The organism is Nocardiopsis alkaliphila YIM 80379 (genome assembly GCF_000341005.1).
GTDB classification, from domain to species: Bacteria; Actinomycetota; Actinomycetes; order Streptosporangiales; family Streptosporangiaceae; genus Nocardiopsis; species Nocardiopsis alkaliphila.
This window is the reverse complement of record NZ_ANBD01000024.1, coordinates 12,582-28,122: the sequence shown is the minus strand read 5'-3', so window position 1 is coordinate 28,122 and position 15,541 is coordinate 12,582. Positions and strand designations below refer to the sequence as shown.

The window sequence follows — 15,541 nt, the reverse complement described above, 5'->3', positions numbered from 1 at the left end:
CGGGGGCCCCCCGCCACTCGCGAGACCAGGTCGACCCAGACCATGAGGACCGCGCCCACCAGCGGGGCCACGGTCAGCACGCGGCGGTGGTCGGCGCCCACGAGGATGCGCACGATGTGCGGGACCACCAGCCCCACGAACCCGATGGCCCCACTGACCGCCACCATCGCGCCGGTCATCAGGGCGGTGACCACGAACAGCCATCGGCGCAGGCGATGGGCGTCCACCCCCAGGCTCGCGGCGGTCTCGTCTCCCAGCGCCATGACGTCCAACGGGCGGGCCAAAGAGCGCAGCAGTACCACCCCGAGCAGCACGACGGCGGCCACCAGCGGCAGCGCGCCCCAGGTGGCGGCCCCGAAACCGCCCATGGTCCAGAACAGGATGGTGCCGGCGGCCTCGTTGGAGGGGGAGAGGTAGACGATCACGCTCATGATGGCCTGGAAACCGAAGGACAGCGCCACCCCGGTCAGGACCAGCCGCAGCGGGGTGACCCCCATCCGGTCGTGCGCGATGGCGTACACGAGCAGGGTGGCGGCCAGGGCACCGACGAACGCCCCGGCGGAGACGGCGTGCACGCCCAACAGGGAGAAACCTCCCAGAACGCTCACCAGAACCGCGCCCACGGAGGCCCCGGAGGAGACGCCGAGGATGTAGGGGTCGGCCAGGGCGTTGCGCACCATGGCCTGCACGGCCACGCCCACGGCGCCGAGGCCGGCACCGACCACGGCGGCGAGCAGCACCCGGGGCGCCCGGATCTGCCAGACGACCTGGTAACGGGTGAGTTCGTCGGCGGTGATGGTGCCGCCGGTCAGCGCGGCCCACAGGTAACGGGCGGTCTCGGCGGGTGGGACCACGGCCGCGCCCAGACCGATCGCCACGAGTGCGGAGGCGCCCAGGGCCAGGGTCAGTCCCAGCGTGAGCAGGGCGGTTCCGGTGGGGGTGGCCAGGGGGCGGTCCTGTGCCGAGGGCTCGGGGGAGGAGGAGACACCGGGGAGGGAATCGGTCGATGTGTCGGGGGGAGCGGGGGCGTGCCGCATCCGACCTCGCTTTCGAGCAGGGATCGTCGGATCAAGGAAATGAAAACGGTTTTCATTCTAAACACAGTTTCGCGCCACTCCGACCCGCCTCGTCCTGATCGGGGTCCGCCTGGCCTGGAGGGCGTGGCCGTGGCCGACCCGCACACCGCCCGGCGCGCCGGCTTCCCGGTTGCGTGACGGGTGAGATCGACGTGCCCTTCGTGAAGTGGGGCGGCGTCGAGGTCATCGCCCACGAGACCTTTTGGGAGAAGTGCTTCTCCCGCGCGCGAGCCGCCGTGGAAGGAGCGTGGCGCCTGGTCGGCGACCGTTTCAGCGTTCGTGGGGTGGCGCCCCTTGGCGGACCGGCCGGCCGGTGTCGGGCGAGGTGGCCCTTCTGCTCCGGCTACTGCTCGGCCGGTCGGGGAGGACAAGCTCGGTCCCGAATCACGGACGAAGACCGTGTCGAGGGTGCTCGACCTACCGGCCCCGGCCGAACGCGAACTCCTGCTGTGGTGCCCCGGATCCGACCTGCTGCGGCAGATCATCGCCACCCTGCGGGAGGATCCGGCCGAAACCACGACCCTGGTGGCCTGGGCCTCCCACCTCGGAGTGAGCTCGCGGACCCTTACACGAGCCTTCCTCGCCGAGGCCGGAATGGGTTTCGCTCAGTGGAGGGCGGCCGCTCGGATTCGGCAGGCGATCGTGATGTTCGCCCGAAGCGAGGGCATCGTGGATGTCGCCGAACGGGTGAGGTTCCGCTCGGCCGGTTCGTTCAACACGGCCCTCCCGAGGGGCACCGGGATGAGTCCGGAGAGGCTCCGGTCCCAGTGACGTCCTGTGCGCGGCCCCGGAGCCTCGAAGCCCTGTTCGCTGTGCCCGTCGTGGGGTCCGTGCTTTCCGCTTCGCAGGTCGATACCTGATGGATGAACGAAGATCCCCGAACCCGGCATCGGATTAGAAGTCCGGTGCTTTCGTGCCTGTACGTGCCACGGGGTGCCGTTTCGTCCCAATCCATCCGAACACTGCTGGCGTTTCGTGTCAAGGGGTACCGCCTGGTGACGCCCTGGTCCAAAACTGCGGAGCACAAACGGAGCACGCATACCCTGTTTGTGGCGTCCGATGGCACCTCGCGAGAACCTCGGCCGGTTTTCGGTTCTCTCGGGTCATCCGGTTCGAACCGGGCGGATGTCCTCTACCGGCCATCACGTTCGCGATACCGGTAGATGCGCGATGATGGCCGCCCCCTGTAGTTTCCCGGGAAGGTTCAGGCCGATGCCCTCCACACCGTTGTTCTCCACCTACAGCCAGGGCGAGAACCGCATCACCTCCTCCATGCTGGCCGTCTTCGAACGCGCGGGGCTGTCCCTGACCGAGACGATCCTGGCCAAGGCCTCGGGAGAGTCCACCCTGGAAACGGTCGTCTTCACCAACCAACCCGCCACCGGCAAGGGCACGATCCCCGACGCACGGATCGCCGCAGACTTCACCTACCTGTTCGAGGTCAAGACCGCCCGCAACGCCATCCAGGACCCCAAACAGCTCACCGGCCACCTGAAGCGCCTCGACGAGGAACAGGGGAGAAGGACGTTGAAGGGGAAGGGGTTCGTGTTCGTGCTCACCCCCGACCCGGTCCGCCCCCGAATCGTCGAGGAGTTGGCTGACAGGCGGCTGGTGTGGTTCAACTTCGCCGCCCTGCACGACGCCATCACCGCAGTCCTGGACGACACCCTTCTCGCCCCTTCCGAACGGGACCGGTTCCTCCTGCGCGAACTCCAGGCGCTGTTCGAGGCCGAAGGGCTCATCTCGCATGACGATGTAGTGGTCGTCGCGGCCGGGATCGCCTACGGCGAGTACCTGGAGGGCTCGGCCTACATCTGCCAGCCCGGCCGGGCCTTCCGAGAAGGGCTGACCCACATGGGCTTCTACGCCCAGCAGGCCATCCAACCCCACCTGGCCCGCATCCTCACCCGCCAGGACCACGTGCCCTTCACCCATGAGGAAGCACAGCAGCGGGAGGGCAACGGCAGGCGGGACGCCCGTATCGCAGACCTGATCCGCTCCTCGTTGGAGACCGGGGCCCGTGAGGAGGGTAAGAAGTACATGGTGTTCCTGCTCTCGGGGCCACAGGATCCCGAGACCGTGGTGCTGGAGGTTCCGTTGGTCAACGACACGGTGGCCGCCTCGGGGCGCCCGTGGGCGTGGACGATGGGCCAGAGGTATGTGTCCCTGGCCGCTCTGCGCAAGCCCGGGGTGCGCACCACCAGCGATCTGGAGACCTCCTGAGCCTTCTGCATCGGCCAGGAGAGCTGGTGTGGTGCTGTGCGACACGCGGGCTGACGGTTACCTTCCGCCTTCGCACGGGCGGTAGGGCCTGCCCCGTCAGAGGGGAATCCGCCTAGATCTGATGCAGGGGCCTATCTGCGCTGTCGGTGCTGGGCTCGGCGCAGGCGAGCGCGCACATGCTCGGGTAGGTCGATGACCAGGACTTCGACGCTCAGTCACGCAGAGCGGCTGCCGCCCATGAGCGTTCGCCGAGAAAGGGCCGGGCCGCTTCCTGGTCGGACAAGCAGAGCACCATGCGCGGCCTGGGGTAGAGCGTGGAGGAGATCCATACGAGCTTCAGCGCGTCGGACAAAACCTTGTGGCGCTGCGCGGACTTGACGACCCCCTGATGCGCCCACGCCTCCACGAGCACGGTCAGGTCCTGGTCGGCCCCGTCGACTTCCACCCGAACCCCGGTGGGCGTGAGGATCTTGCGGGGGTCCAACCGGGTTCCGAGCAGCGCGCCAGCCTCGTCCAGGATGATGCGTTCGGCCTGCTGCTGCTCGGTCGAAGCGCCGGGCGGCATAGATGACTCGGTCGGTTGTGTTCCGCCGATGGCGTTGACGATCTTGCCGTCAGGGCCCTGGTAACGGTGCAGGAGTCCCTCGCTCGCGAGCTTTCGACATGCCTGGTTGATGCTCTGGCGCGGGGACACATCGAGTTGTCGAGCGAGTTCGTCGTCATCCCATCCCCGTCCGCTCGTGCTCAGGAACTCGAGGACGCGTTGGGCAATCGTCACGATGGACTCCTGGGAGCGGGCGTGTGCGGCCGGAATACGGGTGCTATAAGGGCTTATTCAACCAGGTGGCAGGGGGAAAGATGCGGTGGTGTCAATTCGTGGAAGCAAGACCCTCGCCCTCCATCAGGAGCTTGTGTATCTTCTTCTGCGGGGTGTAGAACCCTAGGCACGCGCAGGGCCGGTTGTTGAGCTCCTCGGCGATCGCGGTCAGATACGGCTGGCGCTGGACGATCTCGGTCCCCTTGGTCAGGTACTCCCGGATCAGCCGGTTGGTGTTCTCGTTCGTGGGCCGCTGCCAAGGGCTGTGTGGATCGGCGAAGAACACCGGCAGGTCCGTGGCCACGGGCAACGCCGCGTGCCGTCACAACTCCGTGCACTGGCCCCAGGTCAGCGACTTGCGCACCAGCGCGGGCAACCCCGACACGTGCTCGATGAGTACATCGGCCACATGGTCGGCCTTCTTCCCCTGGGGCAGGGCCAGAGGAGCATCGTGAAGCGGGTCTGGCGGTCCACCATCGTGATGGCAGCCGTCTGGCTGTCCTTGCCGATAACGAGGTCGCCCTCCCAATGCCCGGGACCCGGTGCCCCTCGGCCTCGGCGGGTCGCTCCCGGATCGATGGCATGCCGACGATCCGCCCGCCCGACAGGCCATTCTTCCTCCTGGGACGTCGTGTGGCTCGCTTGGAAGGCAGCATCACCCCGAGCCGGGCCAGCTCGCCCTTGTGTAGGGCGTAGATCCAGGTATAGATCGCTTCGTGGCTGATGCGGGCGTCACCTGCGGAGGTCGAGCCTTCCATGGGTGCCACACTGGCATCGTCGGCCTCCAGCTTCAACCGGCCCGCGTTCTTTCGGGGGTGCGTGTCCCCGGCCCAGGTCGCCCAGCACCCGCTCACGAATGACGGGGCCGTTGTCCACATGTCGTTGTTGGGGGCGTGCATGGCGGCCCCGGGCGCGCTTGTGGGTGGTGTTGGTCCTATAGCCGCGCTTGGAGGCGTTGCGGCGCAGCTCACGGCTGACCACTGAGTGGCCCCGGCTGAGCCGGCGAGCGATCTGGCCCACGCCCCTCCCCGGGAGCGGGCGAGCGTGATCTCCTCGCGCTCTTCCAGGGTGAGCATCCGTCGTGTCCCCATGAGCAACCCCTTTGACCTGCGGTGTTGCTACGGCGGCATGACACCACCAACCCCTCGTTCGCGGGCTGTCTCCTCCTTGTCCGAGAGCCATGAAGCTGGAAGTCTCCCTGGCCACCTCACTTATCATCCATAAAGACGAAATGCGGACAGCCCGAAACAAGCGCACGCCTGAGCTGCAGAAAATCATCCAATGCAAAAATATACGACTCACTCCCCACCTGCAATAATGTGTAAATTTACTGATCAGGGTTGGTCTGTCCAAAATAAAGTCAATGTGCATGCTGTTGACACTCCTGCGCCAAATGTTAGGGTTCTCATGGTCCGACAGATGATTCTTAGAGCGTGTTTGAGAAGGGGTAACGGTCCGGGCACTTCCCCCACGCTGCTGCTGTCAGGCCGCAAGCATGAGCCCCATGCCGCGACGCCCGACCTACCCCTCTGACCTGACCGATGAGCAGTGGGCCCTGATCGAGCCCCTGCTCCCACCGGCCAACACCGGAGGCCGACCCGAGAAGCACCCCCGCCGCGACGTGGTGGACGCGATCTTGTACGTGGTGCGTACCGGCTGTTCCTGGCGGCACCTGCCCGTGGACTTCCCACCCTGGCAAACCGTGTACTGGTACTTCTCCCGCTGGGAGGAAGCCACGGTCACCGAGCAGGTCATGGCCGTGCTGCGCCGTCGGGTGCGCACCGCTCAAGGACGCGGGGGCGAGCCCTCGGCGGGGATCATCGACTCCCAGAGCGTCAAGGGCGCCGACACCGTCGGCCAGGGGACCAGGGGCTATGACGCGGGCAAGAAGGTCAACGGCCGTAAGAGGTTCATCGTCACCGACACCCTGGGGTTGTTGCTGGTGGTGTGCGTGATGGCTGCCTCGGTTCAGGACCGGGACGGGGCCAGGACCACCTTGTTGAGTCTGTACCTGTGCACGCCGGTGCGGTTCGTGTTCGCTGACGCGGGGTTCGCGGGAAAGCTGGTGGCCTGGGCGGAGAGGTTCGTGGCCACGACTGTGCATATCGTGCGCAAGGCTCCTGGCCAGGTGGGGTTCGCGGTGATCCCGCGGCGGTGGGTGGTGGAGCGTTCGCTGGCGTGGTTGACCGCTCACCGTCGTCTGGCACGGGACTACGAGCGCGACCCGGCGGTGTCCGAGGCGATGGTGCGCTGGGCCGCGATCGGTCAGATGGCCCGACGCCTCGCCCGAGGACGAGATACCGTCCGTCAGCGTGCTTGGACGAGCGAAGACCTCATTTCCTGACCCTTCTCAAACACGCTCTAAGTCATTCACAGGGGTTTCGCGGGTCCGGGGGGACCATCGTTGCATTCGATGTTCCTAGTTCTGTTGTAGACGGTGTTGTTGGGTCTGCTCTCCCTCAGCGCATGCCAAGGGGGTATTCGGGCACAAAGAAAGATTGGAAAATTGAATCCCGTAATTCTCCGGAGCTTTCTGATCCTAAGGTTTCTCCGGGGTTGATTGGATTACCGTCGGGGATGATTGACGGTTTCATGGCGAGAATTGTCCCTGGCAGTGGGAGGCTCTTGTGACAGTGAAAGGATCTTCGTGGATGAGTTAGAACGGGTTCGTTTTGGGCCGAAAGGAGGGGCTCCTCCTGTGATGGTTCGCATGAACGTAAGTCCTCTATTGAAATCAGGGGAGTACGCCTGTCGGCTCAGGGAGGTGATGGCTTCAGTGATATTTATCGGTTCTACTCAGGGTTTTGAGCGTGAATATTTTGATTACTCATCGCTCCCTGGGTGGTTTCTCGCTTCCTTTTATGATATTAAGCCCGAAGGGGAGGGGGCTGATGGTTTCGTGTTGCAAGGTTGCGAGAACTACTACCGGTCTCGCCAGGGTGATGCTTGGGGGGTACATGAATGGATATCGCTATTTGACCCTGAGGATAGGAGTTGGGTTTGGTGGGATGTTGTTATCCCAGGTGGGGGTGATGTGAGTATATTCGTAGATACTCGCGGAGAGCCGGTGGTGCCATTTGAGGAGCTTTGGTGGATGCTTTATGCTGCTGGTGCCAAATCTGTTTCCGGCCCTAGTTTGGCCACCTCTGCCGAATGGGGGGTGGGGAGGCAATTGTAGCGAGATGATCCCATGTGGGTCGTCAGGGCTCTCTGTCCACCGTAGTGATTATCTCCGAGCAGGGCCTGATGGCTTAACGGGGCGATTCCTTCGCTTGCCGAGTTAACGCGAGCGATATGCCCAGAACTCTTATTCGCGGTCACGGGTTCGCGCACGGTTTCCTGGGGTCTGGGAGTTGGGTCGACCATTGCCGGAGAAGGGCAGTAGGGTTGGTGCATGCTCAGTCGCGTTGCAGGGCTCGTTCAAGTTCCTGAAGGGTCGGGTTCGTAACTGATCCCGAAGAACGGCAACGCTCGTTCGGGTAGGTCCCGGATCGCGCGGGTGGTCTTGGCGATGTTGTCCGCCCGCAGAGTGTGGAGCACACCGTTGGCCAGGTTCCTCAAGGCCGCCAACGCTCGGGGCGCGTTGCCAGCGTGGACGGTGCAGGCGTCCTCGGCGAAGGTGACATCGCGGATGTGATGGCTGGAGTTCTCGATCGCCCATTGCCCCCGCAGGTAAGCGGCCAGCTCGGCCGGTGTCGCCTGGTGGGCGTCCAGACTGGTGAGAGCGTAGACAGTCTCGCGGGTCTGCTTCTTGCCCCTTTGCCGACGGCGGCGGTGAACCCTGATGGCCAGCTTGGCGTGGGGGAAGGCGATACCGCCGAGACTGTCAGCGATGGCCATGACCTTGATCGAGCGAGACTCGACTCGTCCGTGCCCGGTCTCGGATCGGGTGTAGGCGATGGTGGCCTGTGACCAGGGCAGACCCGAGATCTGCTGGTGGGCGAGGGGCTGGTTGGTCTTGATCACCGCGATGTAGTGGGCCTCCTTGGTACCTACGAGCCAGCTCAGATGGTCCTTGACCGTGTGCAGGGCATCGAAGGTGACCACGCACCCGGCCAGGTCCAGGTCACGCAGCAGGGGTCGAAAGTGCCGGGTCTCGCCTGTCTTGGCGCCCACCTCGGTCTGGGCGAGGGTGATGGGGCGGTGGTGGGTGATGGCGGAAAGCAGGTGGCGGCAGCGTTGCCCCAGGCGGGCTGAGCCCTTGAGTGCTTTGCCGTCCAGGGCGATCGCGGGCCGCCTCGGCCTCGGGGTGTCCTCGCCTTCGGCCTGGTCAGCGGTGGCCTGGTGTCGGTCGGCGAGGTAGGCACCGATGGCGGCATCGAGCGCGTCACCGTCGATGCGTGCCAGCACGCGGTCGATGGTGGGTGCCGAAGGTGAGCGACGCCAGGCCAGGGGGTGGGGTCGTGCTCCGAGTGCGGCCAGGACACTGAGGTGTGCGCGTTGGCCCCACTCGGCGAGTTCGTCGATGCTCTTGGCGCCGGAGATGATGGCGCACGCGCACACGAGCAGGATGCAGGTCAGGGCGTGCCAGCGTCCCCGTGGGGAGCGTGGGTCGGGAACGGTGTCCAGGTAGGGGCGCAGGTCGGTGATGGACTCGGGGTCCAGGGGGCCGAGTTTGGCGAGCACGGCCGGGATCGGCGAAGATGGGCGGGCAGGCACGGCAGACTTTCGTGATCATGTGGCTTAGAGCTCATCTCATTTGGTGAGTCTGCGGAAGCAAATCAATGTGCAGGCGATGCCGGCGAACGCGAGGAAGTGCTCAGCCTTGCGCTCGTAGCGACGATGGAGTCGGCGGCATCCGGCCAGCCAGGCCATGGTGCGCTCGACCTGCCAGCGGTGGCGCCCCAACCTCTTGGAGGACTCCACACCCTTGCGGGCCAGGCGATGGACGATTCCGCGTTCGCGGAGCCATCGGCGCAGGTGGTTGTAGTCGTAGCCCTTGTCTCCGTGGAGCTTGCCTGGTTTGCGTCGCCTGCGGCCTCGCCTGGACCGGATGGGCGGTATCGCGCGAATCAGCGGTTGCAACGCTTGGCTGTCGTGCAGGTTCGCACCCGAGATCGCCATAGAAATCGGAAGCCCGGTCCGGTCGGTGATCAAGTGGATCTTGGCGCCCTTCTTGCCCCGATCGACAGGATTCGGACCCGTCAGGTCCCCCCTTTGAGAGCACGCATGTTCACCGAGTCGACCGCGCACCGTGACCAGTCCAGCTCACCGCGGGCGCCGAGTTCGTCTAGGACCAGACGGTGCAACTTCGCCCAGACCCGGGCCCGGCTCCATTCGGTGAAACGCCGGTGCGCGGTGGGTCCGGAGGGGCCGAAGACCGATGGGAGCTGGGCCCAGGTACAGCCGGTGGTCGCCACGAAGATGATCGCGGCCAACACCTCGCGGTCTCCGTGTCTGCGCCGCCCACCACCTTGAGGCCGGGTGGGTGCCTCGGGCACCACCCGTTGAAACAGCTCCCACAGTTTGTCCGGCACCAACCGCTCAACCATCGACACCGGGCCAGGCTATCGAGAATCCAAATGAGATGAGCTCTTAGACACCTTCATGATCTCGGGTTCCGTGCCTGCTTTTGTGTGTATCGTTCCAGGTCAAATCGGATGAACTGCGTGATCCAGGAACTTGAACGAGCCCTGGTCGCGTTGGAATCTGATGGCGGGAAGCCCTGACCAGAGCGACCTTGATGCGTGTACTGGAAGGTTTTCTCCAAGGGAAGAAGGGTGACCCTGGAGAGTTGCTCGTCGGGGGCTGGAGTAGGACGCCTGTACTTGCTTCCGTCTGAGGGCTGACACTGGTTTCAGGGGTGTTGGTCATGTCCGGATCGGGTTCGGTGTACAAGCGGTGCGGGTGCCGAGGAACCAAGAGCGCGAAGGCCAGAGAGGGGCGCTGCTTTGGACTGGCAAGGCGCGGTCATGGGAGTTGGTACTTCACCCTGGACTTGGAACACACACCGGGCGGTAGGCGTCGGGTGCGCCGGGGCGGGTTCGTTTCCCGGGAAGCCGCGCGTGAAGGGCTGCGCCAGGCCCGGGAACTGGAGGGGGTCGACACTGACCCGGCAGTGTTGACGCTGTCTGCGTGGTTGGAGCGGTGGCTGGCCACCCGTACCCGGTTGCGGCCTTTGACCCGCACCAGTTACGCCGAGCACATCCACCGCTACCTCACACCCCATCTGGGTGCGGTGCCGTTGGAGGAGCTGACCCCCACCCTGGTGCAGGAGGCCTTCGAACAGATCCGTCACCGCACCACACCGGCAGGGGAGCAGGTGTCTGCGGCCACGGTGCAGCGGATCCGTGCCACGTTGCGGGCGGCGTTGAACACCGCTGTGCGCGAAGGGTTGTTGACCTCTAACCCCGCCCAAGGGCTGCGGTTGGATCCTGGGGTGGCGGAGCGGCCGGTGGTGTGGACCGAGCAGGCCGTGGCCGAATGGGCCCACGGTGGTGTTCGGCCGGCGGTGGCGGTATGGACGGTGGAGCAGACCCGCCACTTCCTGCACTATGTGGGTGAGCATCGGTTGTACGCGCTGTTCCACCTGGCGGTGATGACCGGACTGCGGCGCGGTGAGGTGGTGGGACTGCGCTGGCCCGACATCGACCTTGTGGGCGGCACGGTGCGGGTGGTGCGCCAACTCCAGTGCCACCGGGGCGGGTTGGTGGAGCTGGCTCCCAAGAGCGCGGCGAGTCGACGGATGCTGTCGGTGGACCACACCACCTTGGGGGTGTTGCGCCGTCACCAGTGGCATCAGCAGAACGAGGCCGAAACCCAGGGGCGGGTGTGGGATCCGCGCGGGTGGGTGTTCACGGCTGTGCGGGGTGGTCCGATGGCTCCTGATCGTCTGTCCCGCCTGTTTCGCACACTCAATTCTGAGAGTGGGTTGCCGCCGGTGCGGTTACATGATCTGCGGCACGGGGCGGCGACATTGGCGTTGGCGGCGGGGGTGGAGTTGAAGGTGGTCCAGGCGATGCTGGGGCACGCGAGCATCGTGTTGACTGCGGATACCTATTCCAGCGTGTTGCCTCAGGTGGCGCGGGAGGCGGCGGAGCGGACCGCGTGGCTGGTGCTACGTGATGCGGGCAGAACCCATCGGAGGGGGAGTGTGCGCAGGGTGAACAAGGGGCTGGTCCCACCTCGGTCCCACCCTGGTCCCATCAGTAGAAGGGACCGTTTCAGGTGAGGTGAAGCGACCCCTCTGACCTGGGGTTTTGTGGCGCACCCGGCAGGATTCGAACCTGCGACCGTCGGATTAGAAGCCATGGTTACGTATCGTGACGAGCCGCTACGTACCGTTGCGTCCCGCGCCATCCGAATCCGGATGCCGTTCTGTGCCGCGCCGTGCCGCCCGCTGACGCCCCGGTCCAAAACTGCGGAGCACAAACGGAGCACACAACAGGGAGCGAAGCCCGATTTCGCCCTCGCGAGTCTCTCGTGAGGTGGAGACTTGTCAGGTCGCACGATGCGATTTCGCGTGACGAACGCTGACTACAGGCAGTCGCTGAAGTTAGTGGAGAAGCCCTCGCCAGGACCGTAGCGCGGCACCCAATAGTCGTCGCTGGGAACTCGCTCACCAGGCACGTAACACACACTCACCGGTGGAGGTCCTGTTCCCTCTTCCTGGTAGTCGGCGCCCTGGAAGGTGACCAACTGGTAGGGCTGAAAACCGGTGACTGACGGGTCCATGCCGTCCCACACCGTATGTTCTCCGAGCGCGAAGCGCAGTAGCACCGCCTCGCCTGCGCGGGGTACCACCTCCAAAGCGTGCAGTGGCGGTGCCCACCCCTCAGCTCCGTGGGCGGACAGCGAGGACGAGGTGACGGTCGGCGGTTCGTCGCCCTCCGCGAGGAGGTAGCCGCCGAACTCGACACCGTTCGGCGTCGCCATCGCGTCGAACAAGGCAAGCGCCACTACATTGCCCTTGTCGTCAGACTGCTCGAAGCGGGCATACTCCTCGCCCTCCTCACGGTCCGAGAGCAGATCGGCCACTTCGGCGTCCACTCGGGTGATTTCGACACGGGAGGACCACCCGTCGCTTTCTGCGGAGTCGGTGGCCAGGCCCCAGGGCCAGGCCTCGCCTTCCTCGTAAGCGTTCGGCACCGTCCGGGTGCTCTCATCCGAGCCGATTTCGTCCTGAGAGCCTTCCTCCAACGCAGCCTGACCGGATCTGTCCGGGCCGAGCACGAACAGACCCAGGCCACCGCACACAAGAATCACTGCGGCCACAGCAGAAGCGAGGGCTAGGACCTGTCGACGCGGACGCCGGTCGCGGCTGGCGCGCCGGGGAGGAGGCGTCCAGACTCGTTCCATCAGGCGCAACGTGCTCGCGGGGGTGGGATCCCCGCCGCCCCCGTGGGTGTTGCGCAGGACGTCTTTGGCGGTCGGCCGCTGGGTCGGGTCCGCTGACAGGGCGGCTGTCACGAGCGGAACCAGGATGGGAGGCACCCCCGACGTGTGCGCGGTGACCTGGTCGGGAGAGGCGGTGACCGCCAGTGGTGACCGACTGGTGGCAGCGAACACCACCAGGTGTGCCCACGCGTACAGATCCGAGGCAGGGGTGGCGGGGTGTCCGTGGAACTGCTCGGGACTGATCCATCCCGGCGTACCCACCAGCATCCCCGTGGCGGTCAGATCCTCGCCCTCCACTGCGCGGGCGATGCCCAGGTCCAGGACCTTGGGCCCCTTCGCTGACAGGATCACGTTGCCCGGTTTGAGATCACGGTGCACCACCCCCGCCGCATGGATCGCGCGCAGAGCCTCCGCGACGCCGACGGCCAGCGCCACGACCATGTCCGCGCTCAAAGGCCCGACAGCGCGCAGGTACTGGTCCAGTGTTGGCCCCGGTTCCAGCGAGGTGGCCAGCCACGGTCGCGCAGCGTCGGGGTCGGCCCCGTGGAAGAGCGGGAGGAAAGGGCTACGTATCCGGCCCATCAGAGCGACTTCCCGGCGGAAGCGGGCACGGAACTCCGGATCAGCGGCCATGCCGTCGTGAACGACCTTGAGCGCCACCCGACCATCACCCGCCCGCATCCCCGCGTAGACGACACCCATGCCGCCCTCACCGATACGGCCCTGAAGGCGGTATTCGCCCAGTTCCTTCGGGTCGTCCTTGGTCAGTCGCCGCACGGTTTCCCTATCGGTTGTAGCTCTCGGGAAGGCTCATGTCCGGTTCCGCGCAGTGGTAGCCGCCGGAGGTGTACTTGGTGTACTCGGCCCAGGCGGGAGCCTCCGCGTCGATGCACAGGCTCTCCTCGAAGGGGTCCCGCCCCGGGCCCGAGCGGTTCACTCTTCGGTCGGACCCCCACAAGTCGTCGGCCGTGAGAGTGTAGTAGAGCTCGCTGACCGATGGTGGATCGAGCACGGTCAAGGAGAACTCCTGACTGGGTTGCTCGGAAGTAAGGATCGCCAGGACCTCCTCATCAGCGAGGGGATAGGTGTCGAAAGTGTCCCCACGGGAGTTGATGAAATCGGCGCCCGAGTCCAGATCGGCGCAGAGGGGATTCGAACCCGCCTGGAAACAGCGCATACGGGCGACAGTGAAGTCGTTGGAGTGCAGGACGAAGTCACCCTCCTCACGCAGGAGATCCACACGTCCGTGAATACGCAGCCCCTCCGTGACACGTTCTGTGCCGAGCATGACGATGTGGATCTCGTCCTCCATTCCGTCGAGGAAACGGGAGTACTCGTTGGTGCCAGGGGGCACGGGGGTGTCTGTCGTGGTGGCCACATCAAGGATGTTGGCTGACGGCGCACGGACGGACACACCGGTAAGGTCCTCGCGGACCTCCTCGCTGACGCCTTCGACCAGGTTGGGGCCGCCGTGGGTGATCCCCGAGAGCGCTTGCGGTTCTGCGGCCTCCGAAGGCTGTTCACCAGTGACATCGGGTGGATCCGGCGAGGGGGAGAGCTGGTTTCCGGCGAACCAGCCCAGGGAGGCCGTTACGACGACGGCTGCCGCAGCGGCCGCAAAGCGAGGCATGCGACGCGCACGGCGGGGCGCGACCTGCCCCCACACGGAGGTGTCCTGGATCGCTCCGACCTGCCAGTCACGGCCCAACATCCGGGTCAGGACCTGTGTGGTGTCGCCTTCTGGCGGAGCTGGGGCCAGACCGGCCAGAATCTGGGCAGCGGTGGGACGTGCGGCGGGATCCTTGGCCAGCGCGCCGCGCACCCACGGCAAGAGGAAGTCAGGGACACCGGTGAGGTCGGGTTCCTCCTCCAGAGCCCGGCGTGCGAGTTCGGCGGCGTCGCCACGGCCGAAGGGTGAACGTGCGGTGGCGGCCAACAGCACCAGGCCTCCCCAGGCGAACATGTCGCTCGCCGCGTCCGGCGCCGCGCCGCCATAGCGTTCGGGTGAGACCCAGCCAGGGGTACCGAAGAGTCCACCGGTACGGGTGAGCGCGGTTTCCTCCAGGGCTCGGGCGATACCGAAGTCGAGCACTTTGGGGCCGTTGGGGCTCAGAAGGACGTTGCCGGGTTTGAGGTCTCGGTGGACCACATCGGCCGCGTGGATAGAGGAGAGTGCTTCGGCCAGACCGGCGGCGAACGCGATCAGGGCTTCGCCGGTCAGCGGGCCGTTTTCGGTGACATACGTGCGCAGGGTGGGGCCGGGCACGTACTCGGTCGCTAGCCAGGGTCGCCGAGCGGTGACGTCGGCGTTCAGGAACGTGGGCAGGCAGGTACCGCGGACACGGCGGACCATACGCACTTCGCGTGCGAAGCGCTCCCGAAAATCGGGATCGGCCGCGTACTCGGCGCGGACGAGTTTGACCGCCAGCGGGCGGTCGGCGCGGTCGACCGCGGCATAGACCACGCCCATGCCTCCGGCCCCCAGACGGCCGATGATCCGGTACGGGCCCAGGCGTGGGGGGTCCTCGGAGGTGCAGGGGAGGACGCCGGGGGGAGGGATGACTGTGTCGGGGGGTCGCACAGGGGGACACCTTGAGGCTGGTGGGGTAGGCGTAGAAGGGATCGTGTTGTCACTGGGGAGCACCGGCAGAGCAGCACCGGAATTGTACTATTCCGTGTCACGCGGACTACCCGGTGTGTGCCGGGATCGCCTCCCGCCACTCACAAGAGGGCCATCGCTGAACCTGGAGTAGTAGGTACTCGGTCGACGTGGTGTCGTTGCTGACGGCACGGGATGCAACGAGCTGTTTTTCTTGACTGACGCCTCGGAGCCCGGCAGAGCCTGCCAGCACGAGCATGGACGAGGTGTGGGTAAAAGACCTGGTCTCACCTCGGTCCCACCCTGGTCCCATCAGTTCACAGGGCCACTTGAGGTAATGCGAAGAAGCCCGTCTGACCTGGTGTTTTGTGGCGCACCCGGCAGGATTCGAACCTGCGACCGTCGGATTAGAAGCAAAACTGCGGAGCACAAACGGAGCACACACGAGCCCTTGGCAGCGTCCGATGACCCCTCGCGAGTTGGTGCTGC

At 65.7% G+C, this 15,541-nt stretch carries 11 protein-coding genes and 1 pseudogene; 5 read left to right on the top strand and 7 right to left on the bottom strand.

What is annotated here, in order from left to right; genetic code table 11:
- Positions 1-1,037 (bottom strand): FecCD family ABC transporter permease (locus D472_RS0102985; protein ID WP_017603020.1); only part of this gene is annotated, 1,037 nt, incomplete at its 3' end.
- 447 nt (positions 1,038-1,484) lie between these two features.
- On the opposite strand from D472_RS0102985, the gene D472_RS28975 reads away from it, so the two are divergent.
- Both D472_RS28975 and D472_RS0102975 read left to right on the top strand, forming a co-directional pair.
- Positions 1,485-1,847 carry a helix-turn-helix transcriptional regulator gene (locus D472_RS28975; RefSeq protein WP_017603019.1) on the top strand — a complete coding sequence of 121 codons (363 nt, stop codon included), beginning with the start codon at positions 1,485-1,487 and terminating at the stop codon, positions 1,845-1,847.
- A 441-nt stretch (positions 1,848-2,288) separates the two neighbouring features.
- The gene (locus D472_RS0102975) at positions 2,289-3,299 is read left to right on the top strand and encodes a hypothetical protein (RefSeq protein ID WP_017603018.1); all 1,011 of its coding nucleotides are present in this window, start codon (positions 2,289-2,291) and stop codon (positions 3,297-3,299) included.
- Between the two features lie 211 nt (positions 3,300-3,510).
- On the opposite strand, the gene D472_RS27055 is transcribed toward D472_RS0102975, so the two are convergent.
- Positions 3,511-4,077: a MarR family transcriptional regulator gene (locus D472_RS27055; protein WP_017603017.1), complete on the bottom strand. Its 567-nt coding sequence runs from the start codon at positions 4,075-4,077 to the stop codon at positions 3,511-3,513.
- 91 nt (positions 4,078-4,168) lie between these two features.
- Positions 4,169-5,207 (bottom strand): annotated as a pseudogene (locus D472_RS29575) (IS30 family transposase).
- A 413-nt stretch (positions 5,208-5,620) separates the two neighbouring features.
- Between D472_RS29575 and D472_RS0102950 the strand changes: the two are divergent.
- Both D472_RS0102950 and D472_RS28045 read left to right on the top strand, forming a co-directional pair.
- Positions 5,621-6,460: an IS5 family transposase gene (locus D472_RS0102950; protein WP_017603014.1), complete on the top strand. Its 840-nt coding sequence runs from the start codon at positions 5,621-5,623 to the stop codon at positions 6,458-6,460.
- A gap of 303 nt (positions 6,461-6,763) precedes the next feature.
- The gene (locus D472_RS28045; protein WP_152447884.1) at positions 6,764-7,294 is read left to right on the top strand and encodes a hypothetical protein; all 531 of its coding nucleotides are present in this window, start codon (positions 6,764-6,766) and stop codon (positions 7,292-7,294) included.
- Between the two features lie 242 nt (positions 7,295-7,536).
- Here D472_RS28045 and D472_RS0102945 read toward each other — a convergent pair whose 3' ends face one another.
- Complete coding sequence (locus D472_RS0102945; RefSeq protein WP_152447883.1) at positions 7,537-8,742, bottom strand: ISAs1 family transposase; 1,206 nt, start codon at positions 8,740-8,742, stop codon at positions 7,537-7,539.
- 69 nt (positions 8,743-8,811) lie between these two features.
- Positions 8,812-9,608 (bottom strand): IS5 family transposase gene (locus tag D472_RS27950; RefSeq protein WP_239642899.1). Its coding sequence is split into 2 segments (ribosomal slippage): positions 8,812-9,272 and positions 9,272-9,608, totalling 798 coding nucleotides; the frame shifts between segments, so codons are not numbered across the junction.
- A 446-nt stretch (positions 9,609-10,054) separates the two neighbouring features.
- Between D472_RS27950 and D472_RS0102930 the strand changes: the two genes are divergently transcribed.
- Positions 10,055-11,287 carry a tyrosine-type recombinase/integrase gene (locus tag D472_RS0102930; protein ID WP_239642897.1) on the top strand — a complete coding sequence of 411 codons (1,233 nt, stop codon included), beginning with the start codon at positions 10,055-10,057 and terminating at the stop codon, positions 11,285-11,287.
- Between the two features lie 305 nt (positions 11,288-11,592).
- On the opposite strand, the gene D472_RS27050 is transcribed toward D472_RS0102930, so the two are convergent.
- Together D472_RS27050 and D472_RS24690 are read right to left on the bottom strand one after the other, a co-directional pair.
- Positions 11,593-13,230 carry a serine/threonine-protein kinase gene (locus D472_RS27050; protein WP_017603009.1) on the bottom strand — a complete coding sequence of 546 codons (1,638 nt, stop codon included), beginning with the start codon at positions 13,228-13,230 and terminating at the stop codon, positions 11,593-11,595.
- A 7-nt stretch (positions 13,231-13,237) separates the two neighbouring features.
- Positions 13,238-15,034: a serine/threonine-protein kinase gene (locus tag D472_RS24690; RefSeq protein WP_017603008.1), complete on the bottom strand. Its 1,797-nt coding sequence runs from the start codon at positions 15,032-15,034 to the stop codon at positions 13,238-13,240.
- Positions 15,035-15,541 lie beyond the last annotated feature (507 nt).